Source organism: Nakamurella sp. PAMC28650 (assembly GCF_014303395.1).
Classification (GTDB): Bacteria; Actinomycetota; Actinomycetes; order Mycobacteriales; family Nakamurellaceae; genus Nakamurella.
In genome coordinates this window covers 823,960-838,297 of sequence record NZ_CP060298.1, presented here as the reverse complement: position 1 = coordinate 838,297, position 14,338 = coordinate 823,960, and the positions used below count along the sequence as shown (strand labels likewise).

The following is a 14,338-nucleotide window of genomic DNA, read 5'->3' as shown; positions in this document are numbered from 1 at the left end:
GGGATCGCGGGGGAACCAGGGACTCAGTCGCGCTCGCCCAAGGTGATCTCGACCCCGCCCGACATCCCGGCGGCCGCGTTGTAGACGAACGCGGCAATCGTGGACAGGGCGGTGAACAGGACGATGTTGATCGCGCCGATGACGCCCGCGACGATGAAGACGCCGGACGGTGTCACCAGCGGGCCGGTCGTCCCGGTCCCGCTGTCCGGCGTCACCAACGTCTCGTAGGTGGAGTTGATCTTGGTCCAGACGTTCAACGATCCCAGCGACAGGTACAGCACACCGATGGCGATCATCCAGACGAAGAACATCACGATCGCGACGATCAGGCTGATCTTCAGGACGGTCCACGGATCCACCCGCTTGAGCTGCAGCGATGCCAGGCGAGGCGGACGACGCTGCCCCTTCGCCCGTCGAGGGGCCGAGCTGGTGGAGGTGCCGCGGTCCGAGGCAGCCGAGGGAATCGCGCTCCCACCGTTCGACCCGACGGGTCCCGCCGGAATGGCACCCGCCGGCCGCACCGGCGCCACTGCGCTCGGTGAGACCTGGGCACCCGCAGGTGTTGCGCGCGGAGTGGTCACTCCGTACCTCCGTCATCGGGTGATCCGTCTGGATCGTCGCTGTCGTCAGCACCCGATTCAGTCACCTCGGGCGCAGCCGTGTCGGCGGAAGACGCATCGGATCCGGTGATGGTTGCGCCATCCACCGATCCTTCGACGATCCCTTCGACCACCGCATCGTCTCCGGCATCGGCGTTGCGCGCAATGGCCACCAGGCTGTCCTTCTCGGCCAGGTTCATCAAACGGACGCCCATGGTCTGACGCTTCGCCCTGCGTACCTCCTTGGCCGTGGTCCGGATCACACCGCCGCCGGAGGTGATCGCGTAGACCTCGGCGTCCAGATCGACGATCAGCGCGCCGACCAGCTTCCCGCGTCGACGGTCGTACTGGATCGTCAGGACACCCTTGCCGCCGCGTCCCTGCACCGGGTACTCCGTCATCTCGGTGCGCTTGGCGTAACCCCGCGCCGTCGACACCAGCACGTACATGCCCTCGCGTGCGACATCCATCGACAGCAGCTCGTCACCGGAGTTGAACCGCATGCCCAGCACACCGGAGGTGGCCCGGCCCATCGGCCGCAAGGCATCGTCGGTGGCGTGGAAACGGATCGACTGACCTTCGGCCGAGATCAGCAGCAGATCATCGTCGGAGGAGCAGAGCACAGCGCCGACCAGTTCGTCGTCATCGCGCAGGTTGATCGCCACGATGCCGCCGGACCGGTTCGAGTCGAACGCGGTCAGCTCGCTCTTCTTGACCAGACCGCCCTTGGTGGCCAGCACCAGGTACGGCGCGACCTCGTAGTTGCGGATCTGGATGACCTGGGCGATCTTCTCGTCGGGCTGGAAGGCGAGCAGGTTGGCGACATGTTGCCCGCGTGCGGTCCTGTTGGCCTCCGGTAACTCGTAGGCCTTCGCCCGGTAGACGCGTCCCTTGTTGGTGAAGAACAGGATCCAGTCGTGGGTGGAGCAGACGAAGAAGTGCGCCACGATGTCGTCCTGCTTGAGAGCCGCGCCCTGCACACCCTTGCCGCCGCGCTTCTGCGCCCGGTAGAGATCGGTCTTGGTGCGCTTGGCGTACCCGGTCCTGGTGATGGTGACGACGACGTCCTCGACCGCGATGAGGTCCTCGATGGACACGTCACCGTCGTAGGGCACGATCTGGGTGCGCCGCTTGTCGCCGTACTTCTCGACGGTCTCGCCGAGCTCGTCGATGATGATCGTCCGCTTGCGGCCGTCGTTGGCCAGGATGTCCTGCAGGTCGGCGATGATCACCTCGATCTCGGTCAGCTCTTCGATGATCTTCTGACGCTCGAGGGCGGCCAGCCGGCGCAGCTGCATCTCCAGGATGGCGTTCGCCTGGATGGTGTCGACGTCCAGCAGGGCGATGAGACCCTCGCGGGCCACGTCGACCGTCTCGGACCGCCTGATCAGCGCGATCACCTCGTCGAGGGCGTCCAGCGCCTTGACGTAACCGCGCAGGATGTGGGCCCGTTCCTCGGCCTTGTCCAACCGGTACTGGGTGCGCCGGGTGATGACCTCGATCTGGTGCGTGACGTAGTAGCTGACCATCTGGTCGATCCGCAGGGTGCGCGGCACCCCGTCGACGATGGCCAGCATGTTCGCGCCGAAGGACGTCTGCAGCGACGTGTGCTTGAACAGGTTCGCCAGCACCACCTTGGCCACCGCGTCACGCTTGAGCGTGATGACGATGCGCATGCCGATGCGGTCGCTGGACTCGTCGGCGATGTCGGCGACACCGGTGATCTTCCCGTCCTTGTGCAGCTGCGCGATCGCCTCGACCAGGTTGTCGGGGTTGACCTGGTAGGGCAGCTCCTTCGCGACCAGGATGGTGCGTCCCTTGGCGTCCTCGTCGATGTCGACCACGGCGCGCATCCGGATGGAGCCGCGGCCCGTCCGGTAGGCGTCCGAGATGCCGTCACGGCCGACGATGAGGGCGCCGGTCGGGAAGTCCGGCCCGGGGACCCGCTCGATGGTGGCCTCGAGCAGTTCCTCCGCCGTGGCATCCGGATTCTCCAGGTACCAGACGACGGCCGAGGCGACCTCCCGCAGGTTGTGCGGCGGGATGTTGGTCGCCATGCCGACGGCGATCCCGGAACTGCCGTTGATCAGCAGGCTGGGGACCCGGCTGGGCAGCACGGTCGGCTCGGTGGTCTTGCCGTCGTAGTTCGGGATCATGTCGACGGTGTTCTCGTCGATGCCGGCCAGCATCTGCATCGCCAGCGGGGACATCCGGCACTCGGTGTACCGCATCGCGGCGGCCGGGTCGTTGCCCGGGGATCCGAAGTTCCCCTGGCCGTCGACCATCGGGTACCGCAACGACCAGCGCTGGGACATCCGCACCACGGTGTCGTAGATCGAGCTGTCGCCGTGGGGGTGATAGTTGCCCATCACGTCGCCGACCACCCGGGACGACTTCACCCGTCCGCGGTCCGGCCGGAAACCGGAGTCGTACATGCCGTAGAGCACCCGGCGGTGCACCGGCTTGAGACCGTCACGGACGTCGGGCAGCGCGCGGGAGACGATGACGCTCATCGCGTAGTCGATGAACGACCGCTGCATCTCGGTTTCGATGTCGACCGGCTCGGTGCGGTCGTTCTCCGGCGTTGTCGGGCCGGTGGGGCCTGTCACGTGTAAGGACCTTCCAAATCTTTCAGATCACCCGAACGGGTGATGGCTGTGTCCACATGTGGATGAACACTGTGCACAAACGGGCGGGCTTGATCGGCAGAACCGGGCACCACGAGGTCAGCCCACAGGTTCTCGGTGAGAACCCTTGGGCCCCCACGTCGTCTAGAAGTCGAGAAAACGGACATCCCGGGCATTGCGGGTGATGAACGAACGGCGGGCCTCGACGTCTTCACCCATCAGGACCGAGAACAGCTCATCTGCCGTGGCGGCGTCATCGAGCGTGACCTTCATCAGCAGTCGATGAGCCGGGTCCATGGTGGTCTCCCACAGTTCCTTGGCGTCCATCTCGCCCAACCCCTTGTACCGCTGGATGCCATCGTCCTTGGGCAGACGGCGGCCGGCCTCGTTGCCGATCTTGATCAGGCCGTCGCGCTCCCGGTCGGAGTACGCGAACTCCTGACCGCCCTTGGACCACTTCAGTTTGTACAGCGGCGGGCAGGCCAGGTAGACGTAGCCCTCCTCGACCAGCGGCCGCATGAAGCGGAACAGCAATGTCAGCAGCAGGGTGCGGATGTGCTGGCCGTCGACGTCGGCGTCGGCCATCAGGATCAGCTTGTGGTAACGGAGCTTGCTGACGTCGAACTCGTCGTGGATGCCGGTACCCAGGGCCGTGATCAGCGACTGGACCTCGGTGTTCTTCAGTACCCGGTCGATCCGGGCCTTCTCCACGTTGATGATCTTGCCGCGGATCGGCAGGATGGCCTGCGTCATCGAATCCCGGCCGGCACCGGCACTGCCACCGGCCGAGTCACCTTCGACGATGTACAACTCGGACTTCTCCGGGTCGGTCGAGCGGCAGTCCTTGAGCTTGCCGGGAAGGCCGCCGATCTCGAGCGCACCCTTGCGGCGCACCAGATCTCGTGCGCGACGGGCCGCCGAGCGGGCCTGCGAGGACGAGATGGCCTTGGAGATGATCGTCTTGGCCTCGGCGGGGTTGCGCTCGAACCAATCCGTCAACCACTCGTTGCAGGCCTTCTGCACGAAGGACTTGGCCTCGGTGTTGCCGAGCTTGCCCTTGGTCTGACCCTCGAACTGCGGCTCGCGCAACCGGATGGAGATGATCGCCGCCAGGCCTTCGCGGACGTCCTCGCCGGAGAGCTTGTCGTCCTTCTCCTTGAGCAGCTTCTTCTCGGTCGCGTACTTGTTCACCACGGTGGTGAGGGAGGTCCGGAAGCCTTCCTCGTGGGTGCCGCCGTTGAGCGTGTTGATGGTGTTCGCGAAGGAGTGGACTGATTCGTTGTAGGACATGTTCCACTGCATCGCCACCTCGACCTCCATCGTCTCGGCCTTCGACTCGAAGCCGATGATGGTCGGATGCGCCGGCTCCTTCGTGGCGTTCAGATGACGGACGTAGTCGACCAGCCCGCCCGGGTAGTGGAAGACCTTCTCGACGGGGACCGAGTCCTCGCCGTCGTCACCGGTGTGATGGGGCCTCTCGTCCCGCAGGATGATCGTCATGCCCTTGTTCAGGAACGCCATCTGCTGCAGCCGGCGGGTGATCGTGTCGAACGAGAACTCGACGGTTTCGAAGATCGAGCCGTCGGGCCAGAAAGCAATGGTGGTACCGGTTTTGGTCGACTTGCCGATCGTCGTCAAGGGACCGGGCTTCTGATCGGTGTAGGTCTGTGCGAAGGCGGACCCGTCGCGATGGATCTCCATGTCGACCCTGGTGGACAGGGCGTTGACCACCGAGATGCCGACTCCGTGGAGCCCACCGGAGACCGCGTAGGAATCGGAGTCGAACTTGCCGCCGGAGTGCAGGACCGTCATGACCACTTCGACGGTCGGCCGCTTCTCGGTCGGGTGCATGGCGACCGGGATGCCGCGGCCGTTGTCGATGACCTCGACGGCGCCGTCGGCGCGGAGCGTGACCCTGACGGTGTCCGCGAAGCCGGCCATCGCCTCGTCGACCGAGTTGTCGACGATTTCCCAGACGAGGTGGTGCAGGCCGGTCGGGCCGGTGTCGCCGATGTACATGCCGGGCCGCTTGCGGACGGCATCGAGGCCCTCCAGCACGCGGATCGAGGATGCGCCGTACTCGTTCTTGTTGGCCACAGGTGCCTTCGCTTCTCTCTGTTCGGCCGCGCGCAGTCACGGCATGGAGTACTCACGAAGCATCTCCGACCACCGATGTCCCCCGGCCGAGCCCGCCCGAGGTACCCCTCGAGCCACGGCAGGCAGGTGAGACGTCGATAGAACCCGGAAAAGCCCCGCACCCTCGATTCTACTAGGTCGGACCGACAACAGCGTGCCAATGGAGGCCCTGATTCGCCCGTTGCGGCTTCGGAGCCCCCTGGGAGAGTGATCGGCCCGGCTCAATCGCCCGGATTCGCCCCTCTGCCGCGTGGATCAACTTCGCAGGCATGGACGAACTCGACAACTTCTGTCCCGCCCGTACCAAATCGTCAACTTTCGTCCATGCCTGCGATGTTGATCCACGCCAGGCACGGCTGATCCGGGCCGGGTCGATCATCGATCCACACAGGGCGACGCCAGGAGGCCGGCTCAGCCATAGGTGTCGCGGGGTCCCCGACCGGAAACATGACGTGGCCCGAACCTCCAGGACGGACCTGACGGACCCAGGGCGCGGATCCGGAGGACGGAACCGTGTCCGACCTCCTTGTTGATCTTCGCGACGATCTGCGGAGCGAGACCACGCAGCTGGGTGGCCCAGGCGGTTGACTCGGCTCGCAGGACGAGCTCGCCGTCGATCAGCGAGATCGGTTCGCAGTGGTCGGCGATCTTGGGCCCGGCGATCTCCTTCCACCGTCCCAGCACGGTGGCCTTCGTCAGGTCGGCACCGGCTCCGGCGTCCCCGATCCAGCGCTTCAAAGTGGCGCCCAGCGGCGCTGGATCGCGGGAATCCGGTCCAGATCCGGACCAACGTCGTCGCTGGAGCGATGCGGCAGAACCGGATCGGCGACCCTTCGGATTGGCGTCGGCATTGCGGGCCGCTGCCTTCCGGCGCGCGGCACTCTGTTCACGGGCCGCCGCGAGCGCGTCACGGGCCAGGTCGGCCCCGCGCCGCTCCGACCCTGTCTTCTTGCCCGACGTACCAGAGCTGACGTCGTCCGTCATGCCACCGCCTCGATCCTGCCGTCGATCACGAGATGACGACTACCGGCCAACGCGGGCGGAACATCGCCGAGAACCGCTGCGGTGATGAGCACCTGGTCGGCGTCGGCCACCAACTCCGTCAGCCTGTCACGCCGCGACGTGTCGAGCTCGGCGAACACGTCGTCGAGTACCAACACGGGGTCGACGCCGTCCGACCGCAGCAGGGAGAAGGCGCCGAGCTTCAGCGCGAGTGCCAACGACCACGACTCACCATGCGACGCATAGCCTTTGGCCGGCCCCTCCCCCAGTCTGAGTTCCAGGTCGTCACGGTGCGGACCGACCAGGCAGACGCCGCGTTCCAATTCCTGCTGCCGAAGTTTCGTCATCTCCTCCAGCAGGGCCGCCCGCAGATCCGATTCGGTCCGTCCGGCAGCGGGCAGCGCGTCGCCCAACGACGAGCGGTACACCAGATCGATGGCGGCCGACGCGGGCGCGATGTCGGCGTAGGCGGCCACCACGTGGGGGTTGATCTCGGCGACCAGGTCCAGCCTGGCCAGCAGCAGCGCTGCACCGGCCGCGGCCAGGTGCTCGTCCCAGACGTCCAGGGTGGACAGGTCGGCCCCGGGGGTCCGGCGGCGCGGCCCGGCCGATTTCAACAGTGCGCTGCGCTGCTTCAGGACCCGGTCGTAGTCCGATTTCACCCCCGCGAGCCGCGGGGTCCGCATGATCAGGACGTCATCCAGAAACTTGCGTCGCTCGGACGGGTCACCCCGCACCAGGGCAAGATCCTCCGGAGCGAAGAGCACCGTGCGCAAGACACCGAGGATGTCCCTGGCCCTGGTCACCGGGGCGCGGTTGATCCGGGCCCGGTTGGCCCTGCCTGCGGTGATCTCCACCTCAAGCATCAATTCGCGGCCGGCCGACACGACGGCCGCCCGGATGATGCCCCGCTCGGCGCCGCGGGCGATCAACGGTGCATCGGAGGCGACACGGTGCGACGACAGTGTGGCCAGGTAGCCCAGCGCCTCGACCAGGTTGGTCTTGCCCGCTCCGTTGCGGCCGATCAGGACGTTGGCACCGGGCGTGAGCGGCCACTCGGCGGTCGGCCAGGAACGGAAGTCGACGAGGGACAGATGACGGACGTACATCGTCTCAGCCCCTGCCCACCGGGATCAGCACTTTTCCCCGATCCGCATCCGCCAGGTCTGTGTCTGGGGCGTCGGTGCTCGTTGGTTCGGCGAGCGCTGGGTCCGCACCCGTTTGTCCCGGCCCTGCATGGATCAACATGCTCGATTTGGGACGAGAGTGACAGGAGTCGTCATTTTCGTCCATGCCTGGGAAGTTGATCCACGCCACCCAGAGTCGGCCCCGCGCATGGCATCAGCCCGGGAGACGGGCCGGCATCACCAGGTAGCGGTAGGCCGGGTCGACCGTGTGCTCCTCGTCCTTGGTGATCAGCGGAAGAAGCAGCGCCGGCCGCGAAGGCGTGGTGAAGGCCAGGCGCACGGTGTCCGAATGCAGCACCCCGAGACCGTCCAGCAGATAGGAGGGGTTGAACGCGATCAGCAGTTCGGCTCCATCGGCCTCCACGCCGAGTTCCTCCTCGGCGCGCCCCTCGTCATCGCCGCCCGCCGTAAGGGTCAGCACGCCGTCGGTGACCTGCATCCGCAGGTGATGGCCACGGTCGGTGACCAGGGCAACGCGCTTGATCGCCTCACCCAGTTCGCCGACCGGCACGTCAACCGTCGTGGTGTGCTCGCTGGGCAGCAACGAGCGGTACTTCACGAATTCGACGTCCAGCAGACGGACGGTGGTGCGGCGGCCGCCGGCCTGCAGTCCGAGCAATCCGTCGCCCAGGCCGACGATCACCTCGTTGGAACCACCAAGACTCTTGGCGGCATCGGCCAGCGTCCGCGCCGGCACGAGCACCGAGGTGGACATGTCCGGTGCATCCGGGGTCCAGGACAGCTCCCGCACCGCCAGACGGAAGCGGTCGGTTGCGGCGAGGGTCAGCTTCTCCCCCTCGATCTCGACCCGCACACCGGTCAGCATCGGCAGCGTGTCGTCGCGCCCGGCGGCGACGGCTGTCTGGACGACGGCTTCGGCGAAGGCCGCGGCATTCACCTTGCCCGAGGCCGCCGGCATCGCCGGCAGCGGCGGGTAGTCCTCGACCGGCATCGTCGGCAGCGTGAACCGGGCCGACCCTCCGGTGATCACGACGCGGGACCCGTCGGTCTGGATCTCCACCGGCTTGCCCGAAGGAAGCGCCCTGGTGATCTCGGCCAGAAGACGTCCGGACACGAGCACCCGACCGGCGGAATCGGCGTCCACGGACACCTCGGCCCTGGTGGAGACCTCGTAGTCGAATCCGGCGACGACCAGGATCGAACCGTCGACCTCGAGCAGGATTCCGCCGAGCACTGGCACCGGCGGGCGACTGGGCAGCGACTTGGCTACCCAGGCGACTGCGTCAGCGAGATCTTCGCGGGCGACGCGGAACTTCATCGATCCTCCGAAATGGACCTTGGTCAAATGCGGCTGATAGGCCGCGCAGGGCTGGTGATGGACGTCGTGGCCGACGGTCTTCGAGTAGGTCTGTGCAGGTCAGGCTGACTGTCGGTGGTAGGTACTCGAATGTGGTGACGAAGATCCGAGGCCTGGGGGAGGTGCGTGGTGTGCGAACGGGTGGTGTGTTGACGTTGGTCGGACTGGCTGCGCTGGTCTTCGGGTATCGGTGGCTTGTTCTGCTCCGGGGAGTGCAACCGTACGGCCAACTCGGGGCCCGCGTCACCCCAGGGTGGTTCCGGCCGACGGGTCGTTCCGGGCGATGCACACACTCAACCTTGAAGTGCTTCTCTCCAGAAGAGAAAAACAGTAGTAACAGTAAGCACTGTGGATGGTGTGGACGGAGCCTGATCGACGCAGGGGGCACGGCGTGGCGAGGTGGGGACGGACCCATGCACGGCCACGGTGGACAACCTCCGGCATTGGGGACCGATCGGACCGGGCTGGAGTTGTCCCCGTTTGATCCCCCTTCATCCACAGAGTTGTGCACACGATGTGCATGGTCGGAAGAACGCCAAATTAGTTCGTCTCCCGGCGTGGCGCTCCCGGCGTGGCGTCATCGGGCGCAGAGCATCCGGCCCGTTTGTGTCCCACCGGCGTCCGTGCCGCGAGTGAAATCGAAGGCACAGCAGTCGGTGGTCGGTCCCCTTTGTGCAAAGGAGTCGCGCCACGTTCCTCTGAGGGCGGCGAGAGGCCACCAGGGTCCGACGACCACGGTGACCACGGCCGGACGGGACCCCCTGCCGTGGCAGACGGGGGTCGGCCGGTGGATCGTCGGCCGGCGGCGTGCCGGCAGGTCGTGAGTCGGCCGGTGGCGCGCCGGCAGGGCGTGCGTCGCCCGGCGACGTGCCGGCAGGGCGTGCGTCGCCCGGCGACGTGCCGACAGGGCGTCCGTCGGGCGACGCACGTCGGCGGGTCGCACAGCAGGCGGTGGCGCGTCTGGAAGTCGCATGCCGGACTGCGCGTCTGCATGATGTGCGACCAGTCGGTCGCAGGCCGGGACGTCCCGACGGCGGGAGGGTCAGCGACGCGAACGGTCGCGGATGCGGGCCGAGAGCTCCTGGACGTGGTCGTAGGTCTGGCGTCGTTCGGCGATCTCGGTGCGTATCTTCTTGGCCGCGTGCATGACGGTCGTATGGTCGCGGCCGCCGAAGGTGGTGCCGATCTTCGGCAGCGTCAGGTCGGTGAGCTCACGGCACAGGTACATGGCCATCTGCCGTGCCGAGGCGATCGCCCTCGTCTTGGACTGCCCGCAGAGTTCGTCGAGGGTCACGTTGAAGTACTCAGCCGTGACCGCCATGATCGTCGCGGCGTCGATGTCGTTGGACACCGAGTCCCTGATCAGGTCCCGGAGCACGATCTGCGCGAGCGACAGGTCCACGGGCTGCTTGTTGAGCGACGCGAACGCCGTCACACGGATCAGTGCGCCCTCGAGCTCACGGATGTTGCGCTCGATCCGGCTGGCGATGAACTCCATGACGTCGTCAGGAGCGTTCAGGCCGTCCAGCGAGGCCTTCTTGCGAAGGATCGCGATGCGCGTTTCCAGTTCCGGCGGCTGGATATCGGTGGTCAGGCCCCACTCGAAGCGCGTCCGCAGTCGGTCCTCCAGGGTTTCCAGCCGTTTGGGGGCCCGGTCAGAGGAGATGACGATCTGCTTGTTGGCGTTGTAGAGGGTGTTGAAGGTGTGGAAGAACTCCTCCTGGGTGCCCTCTTTGCCCTCCAGGAACTGGATGTCGTCCACCAGCAGCACGTCGACGTCGCGGTAGCGGCGCTGGAAGGCCACCTTCCGGTCGTCGCGGAGCGAGTTGATGAAATCGTTGGTGAACTCCTCGCTGGAGACGTACCGCACGCGGATGCCGGGGAAGAGCCGCTGGGCGTAGTGCCCGATCCCGTGCAGCAGGTGGGTCTTGCCCAGGCCGGAGTCGCCCCAGATGAAGAGCGGGTTGTAGGCGACCGCCGGCGCCTCGGCCACCGCAACAGCGGCCGCGTGCGAGAAGCGGTTGGACGAGCCGATGACGAACGTCTCGAAGTGGTACTTGTCGTTCAACCGCGTCTGTGCAGAGCTGGCCGGTGCCGTGTCGCGGCGCACCGCGTAGGTCGGCCAGATCTCGGTGACCGTCGCAAGGGCGTCGGCCTCCTCGTCGACGTAGTCGTCGTCGTCGGTGTCCTTCGACGCTGTGGACGCGCCGTTGACGGCGCCGTTGATCCCACCGTTCACATGACCGAGCGCGCTGCCCGCTGTCATCGGGCCGGCGATGCCGTCCCCCGACTCCAGACCAGCCAGCTCGGGGCCCGGCGATGCAGCGGCACTCTCGCTGACGGTCACGGCCAGACTGATCGGGAGCTGCATGCGCGCAGACAGCGCGGCGGTGATCGGCTCGCGAAGTGTCCGCTCGATGGTGTCCCTGGCGAAACCCGACGGGGCTGCGATCAACGCGGTCGTGCCGATCAGGCCGACGAGATCGGTGATGGCCAGCCAAGCGCGCTGGTGGGAGGAAAGTGAGGAGGAAAGATCCGCCACCACCTGCTGCCACACGGCCTGTAGGTCGGCAGGATCGTCCGCCACTGAGAAATCCCTCCCGTTCCTGCCGTGCCGTCGTCGTCCATCCACAGAGTTGTCCACCGGGTGTGGACAACTGTCGGTCGACACCTATCACACAGCGGTCTACGACGTCGGCAGCAGTCGGTCAACAGCCGAGCAGCTTGGGCGTTGGGATCACGTACGGGTGGCGGTCCGATTCTGCGGGCCGTGGCCGGGGAAAGCTAACAACACATCGGTCGATCCCACAAGGTGCCCGGTCCAGGCAAGTATTTCGATCGGCGTGTCGCGAAAGTCTGGGACCGCCGGGTTTGACCCCTACGACCTTCTGTCTCTACCCTGGGTTCAGACCCGTACGGTGCCGGGGGCTGCATGCCGTGTGAACCATGGCCTGAAGCGGTTTGTCCTGGTGATGAACGGCGTCGCGGCCGATGGGACATCCCACCGGTCCGAGCTGTTCGTGTGCGAACCGGCCGAACAACGGCAGGTCGACGGCATGACGTCCACCGGCGGAGCACGTAGTCCCGCAGTTCGAACCTTGGAGAGATCACCTTGAGCAAGCGCACCTTCCAGCCCAACAACCGTCGCCGCGCGAAGGTCCACGGTTTCCGCCTGCGTATGCGGACCCGTGCCGGCCGCGCGATCCTGTCGGCCCGCCGCGGCAAGGGCCGCGACAAGATTTCGGCCTGACATCGACTTCGACCGCACTGCCGCGTAGGTGCTGCCCATGGGTGCGCGACTACGCTCTGCAGCTGACTTCGCGTCGGTCGTGCGGGCCGGCCGTCGTGCCGGCACCCGGCGTTTGGTGGTCCACGTCCTGTCCACAGGTCAGGACGTGCCACCCCGCGCCGGATTTGTCGTTTCTGCCAAAGTGGGGAACTCGGTGGTCCGTCACCGCGTCACCCGTCGTCTTCGGCCGCTCGTTCGCGAACAACTGAGTGCGCTGGCTCCCGGGACGGCCGTGGTCGTCCGTGCCCTCCCTTCGGCGGCTTCCGCCTCCAGCACCGAACTCGGTGGCGATCTGGAGTCCGGGTTGCGCGCGGCAGTGCGAAAATTGGGTACCGGGGCCGGGAGGGCGCCAGCCTCGCCGACGCCACTGAAGGGAGATCCGGCATGACGACTTCGTTCGCGACCCGGGCGTTGCTCGCTCCGATCCGCTTCTACCGGCGGTTCGTCTCTCCAGCCCTGCCGGCCACCTGCCGTTACGAGCCCAGTTGTAGCGCCTACGCCGTCGATGCGTTGCTTCAGCACGGTGCCGTGAGGGGAAGCTGGGTGTCGGTCCGTCGGATCAGCCGCTGTCACCCATGGCACCGCGGCGGGTACGACCCGGTTCCGCCCGCTCGGGAACGCCACGGTCGTTCTGAAAGTTCAGTGACTGTGAATCCCGTGTCGGATCGCCAGATGAATGCTGAGCGATCCATCGACTCTTCCAGCAGGAGACAGGAAGAGGCGGGGCTGCCCGTCCTTCTGACCACAGATGCGCGGTCGGCAGCAGCCGAACCGCCGACCCCCCGGAGCAATGCCGCGTGAAGAGTTTTGACTTCTTCTCCCTCGACTACATCTACTACCCGGTCTCCGGGATCATGTGGGTGTGGCACAAGATCTTCGGACAGGTGCTGGGTGACGGCAACCCGTGGGCCTGGGTGCTGTCGGTCATCTTCCTCGTCTTCACCCTGCGAAGTCTTCTCTTCAAGCCCTTCATGGGGCAGATGAACTCGCAGATGAAGATGCAGGCCGTCGCGCCCGAGCTCAAGAAGCTCCGGGAGAAGTACAAGGATGACCGCACCCGCCTCGCCGAGGAGATGCAGAAGTTCAACAAGGAAGCCGGAGTCAACCCGCTGGGCGGCTGCCTGCCCGCGTTGATCCAGGCTCCGGTCTTCATCGGCCTGTTCCACGTGTTGCGATCCTTCAAGCCCAATCAGCAGGAGAACTACTTCTTCGGCGCGTCGGACGTGTCCTCCTTCGTCCATGCGAAGTTGTTTGGTGGAGCACCGCTGTCGTCCTACATGACCCAGCCCCTGGTCAGCACCGCGAAGCAGATCGGCCTCGGACCCGACGGTCTCGACGGCATTCGTTCCACCGTGATCGCGGTCGGTATCCCGCTGACCATCCTGGCCGGTATCGCCACGTTCCTCACCAGCCGCCGGTCCGTTGCACGCCAGAAGCAGATGCAGGGCGACAACGAGGCGGTTCCGCAGGCCGCGATCATGAACAAGCTCATGCAGTACGTCTTTCCGTTGTTCGTCGTCATCGGTGGTCCGTTCTTCCCGCTTGCCATCCTGTTCTACTGGCTCTCCAACAACACCTGGACTTTCGGCCAGCTGTACTTCGCCCACCGGATCCAGGACAAGAAGCTGCTTGCCGAGTCGATGGTCGTCGAGGAGGCCAGAGAAGCTGCGAAGTTCTCCAAGCCCGCGCCGGGTGCTCGTCCGGTGACCAAGCCGGCGGTCGGTGCCAAGCCGGCGGTCGGCGCGAAGCCCGCCGCTGGTGCGCGACCCGCTGCCGGTGCGAAGCGCAGCGTCGTCCAACCGTCCTCCAAGCCTGGAAATCGCTCGGGGAACGGCCCCGACGACGGTTCGTCGAGAGTGCGCAGCGGAGCGGGCGCACCTCCTTCATTGACGAAGAACGGCGTCGCCTCGTCGAACGGCAACCCATCGACGAACGGTATCGGTACGACCAACGGTGTCGGTACGACCAGTGGTGGCAGTGCCCCCGATCTGGCGGCCGGCTCGGTCGCCGGGGCCGGGGCTGCGAAGCCGAAGCCCCGATCCGCTCCGTCCAACGCCAAGAAGAGGAAGCCGGGTCAGCGGTAGTTCTCCACGGTCGACGAGCGGCATCGCCATTCGTGCCGGTATCCCCCCGACCTGCGAAATGCGCGGCGCTCGAACATGAACCTGTATGCGAACGGA

General features: G+C 66.3%; 11 protein-coding genes. 4 read left to right on the top strand and 7 right to left on the bottom strand.

Translation table 11 applies throughout. The annotated features are described in order from the left end of the window. Positions 1–23: 23 nt before the first annotated feature. The 7 genes from H7F38_RS25840 to dnaA form a co-directional block, all read right to left on the bottom strand. Positions 24–581, bottom strand: coding sequence for a DUF3566 domain-containing protein (locus tag H7F38_RS25840; RefSeq protein WP_187092926.1), 558 nt, complete (start codon positions 579–581; stop codon positions 24–26). Continuing rightward, on the bottom strand, positions 578–3,139 hold the full coding sequence (gene gyrA, locus H7F38_RS03770; RefSeq protein ID WP_187094461.1) for a DNA gyrase subunit A: 2,562 nt from the start codon (positions 3,137–3,139) through the stop codon (positions 578–580). The genes H7F38_RS25840 and gyrA overlap by 4 nt, the downstream gene beginning before the upstream one ends. A 231-nt stretch (positions 3,140–3,370) precedes the next feature. Next, the gene (gene gyrB / locus H7F38_RS03765) at positions 3,371–5,323 is read right to left on the bottom strand and encodes a DNA topoisomerase (ATP-hydrolyzing) subunit B (protein ID WP_255498234.1); all 1,953 of its coding nucleotides are present in this window, start codon (positions 5,321–5,323) and stop codon (positions 3,371–3,373) included. Between the two features lie 450 nt (positions 5,324–5,773). Continuing rightward, positions 5,774–6,346 carry a DUF721 domain-containing protein gene (locus H7F38_RS03760; RefSeq protein WP_187092925.1) on the bottom strand — a complete coding sequence of 191 codons (573 nt, stop codon included), beginning with the start codon at positions 6,344–6,346 and terminating at the stop codon, positions 5,774–5,776. Next, positions 6,343–7,473 (bottom strand): DNA replication/repair protein RecF, encoded by a 1,131-nt coding sequence (gene recF / locus H7F38_RS03755; RefSeq protein WP_187092924.1) that lies wholly within the window; start codon positions 7,471–7,473, stop codon positions 6,343–6,345. Before recF ends, H7F38_RS03760 begins: the two co-directional genes overlap by 4 nt. Positions 7,474–7,705: 232 nt before the next feature. After that, entirely contained in the window at positions 7,706–8,830 is a 1,125-nt protein-coding gene (gene dnaN / locus H7F38_RS03750; RefSeq protein WP_187092923.1) for a DNA polymerase III subunit beta, read from the bottom strand. A gap of 1,081 nt (positions 8,831–9,911) precedes the next feature. Beyond that, entirely contained in the window at positions 9,912–11,456 is a 1,545-nt protein-coding gene (dnaA, locus tag H7F38_RS03745; protein ID WP_187092922.1) for a chromosomal replication initiator protein DnaA, read from the bottom strand. A 525-nt stretch (positions 11,457–11,981) separates the two neighbouring features. Here dnaA and rpmH point away from each other — a divergent pair. Genes rpmH through yidC form a run of 4 tightly spaced genes read left to right on the top strand, consistent with a single transcriptional unit; the run spans position 11,982 to position 14,242 of the window. Next, positions 11,982–12,119 (top strand): 50S ribosomal protein L34, encoded by a 138-nt coding sequence (gene rpmH / locus H7F38_RS03740; RefSeq protein WP_090481643.1) that lies wholly within the window; start codon positions 11,982–11,984, stop codon positions 12,117–12,119. Positions 12,120–12,147: 28 nt separating this feature from the next. Continuing rightward, positions 12,148–12,546 carry a ribonuclease P protein component gene (rnpA, locus tag H7F38_RS03735; RefSeq protein WP_187092921.1) on the top strand — a complete coding sequence of 133 codons (399 nt, stop codon included), beginning with the start codon at positions 12,148–12,150 and terminating at the stop codon, positions 12,544–12,546. Then, positions 12,543–12,959: a membrane protein insertion efficiency factor YidD gene (gene yidD, locus H7F38_RS03730; protein ID WP_187092920.1), complete on the top strand. Its 417-nt coding sequence runs from the start codon at positions 12,543–12,545 to the stop codon at positions 12,957–12,959. Before rnpA ends, yidD begins: the two co-directional genes overlap by 4 nt. Positions 12,960–13,012: 53 nt before the next feature. After that, positions 13,013–14,242, top strand: a complete 1,230-nt coding sequence (gene yidC / locus H7F38_RS03725; RefSeq protein WP_187094459.1) for a membrane protein insertase YidC — start codon at positions 13,013–13,015, stop codon at positions 14,240–14,242. The last annotated feature ends 96 nt before the right edge of the window (positions 14,243–14,338 follow it).

Bases quoted from the DNA above. Each gene is read 5' to 3' on its own strand.
- gyrA (WP_187094461.1), bottom strand. From the start codon at position 3,139: ATGCAGCGGTCGTTCATCGACTACGCGATGAGCGTCATCGTCTCCCGC.
- H7F38_RS03760 (WP_187092925.1), bottom strand. From the start codon at position 6,346: ATGACGGACGACGTCAGCTCTGGTACGTCGGGCAAGAAGACAGGGTCG.
- recF (WP_187092924.1), bottom strand. From the start codon at position 7,473: ATGTACGTCCGTCATCTGTCCCTCGTCGACTTCCGTTCCTGGCCGACC.
- dnaN (WP_187092923.1), bottom strand. From the start codon at position 8,830: ATGAAGTTCCGCGTCGCCCGCGAAGATCTCGCTGACGCAGTCGCCTGG.
- yidD (WP_187092920.1), top strand. From the start codon at position 12,543: ATGACGACTTCGTTCGCGACCCGGGCGTTGCTCGCTCCGATCCGCTTC.
- yidC (WP_187094459.1), top strand. From the start codon at position 13,013: ATGTGGGTGTGGCACAAGATCTTCGGACAGGTGCTGGGTGACGGCAAC.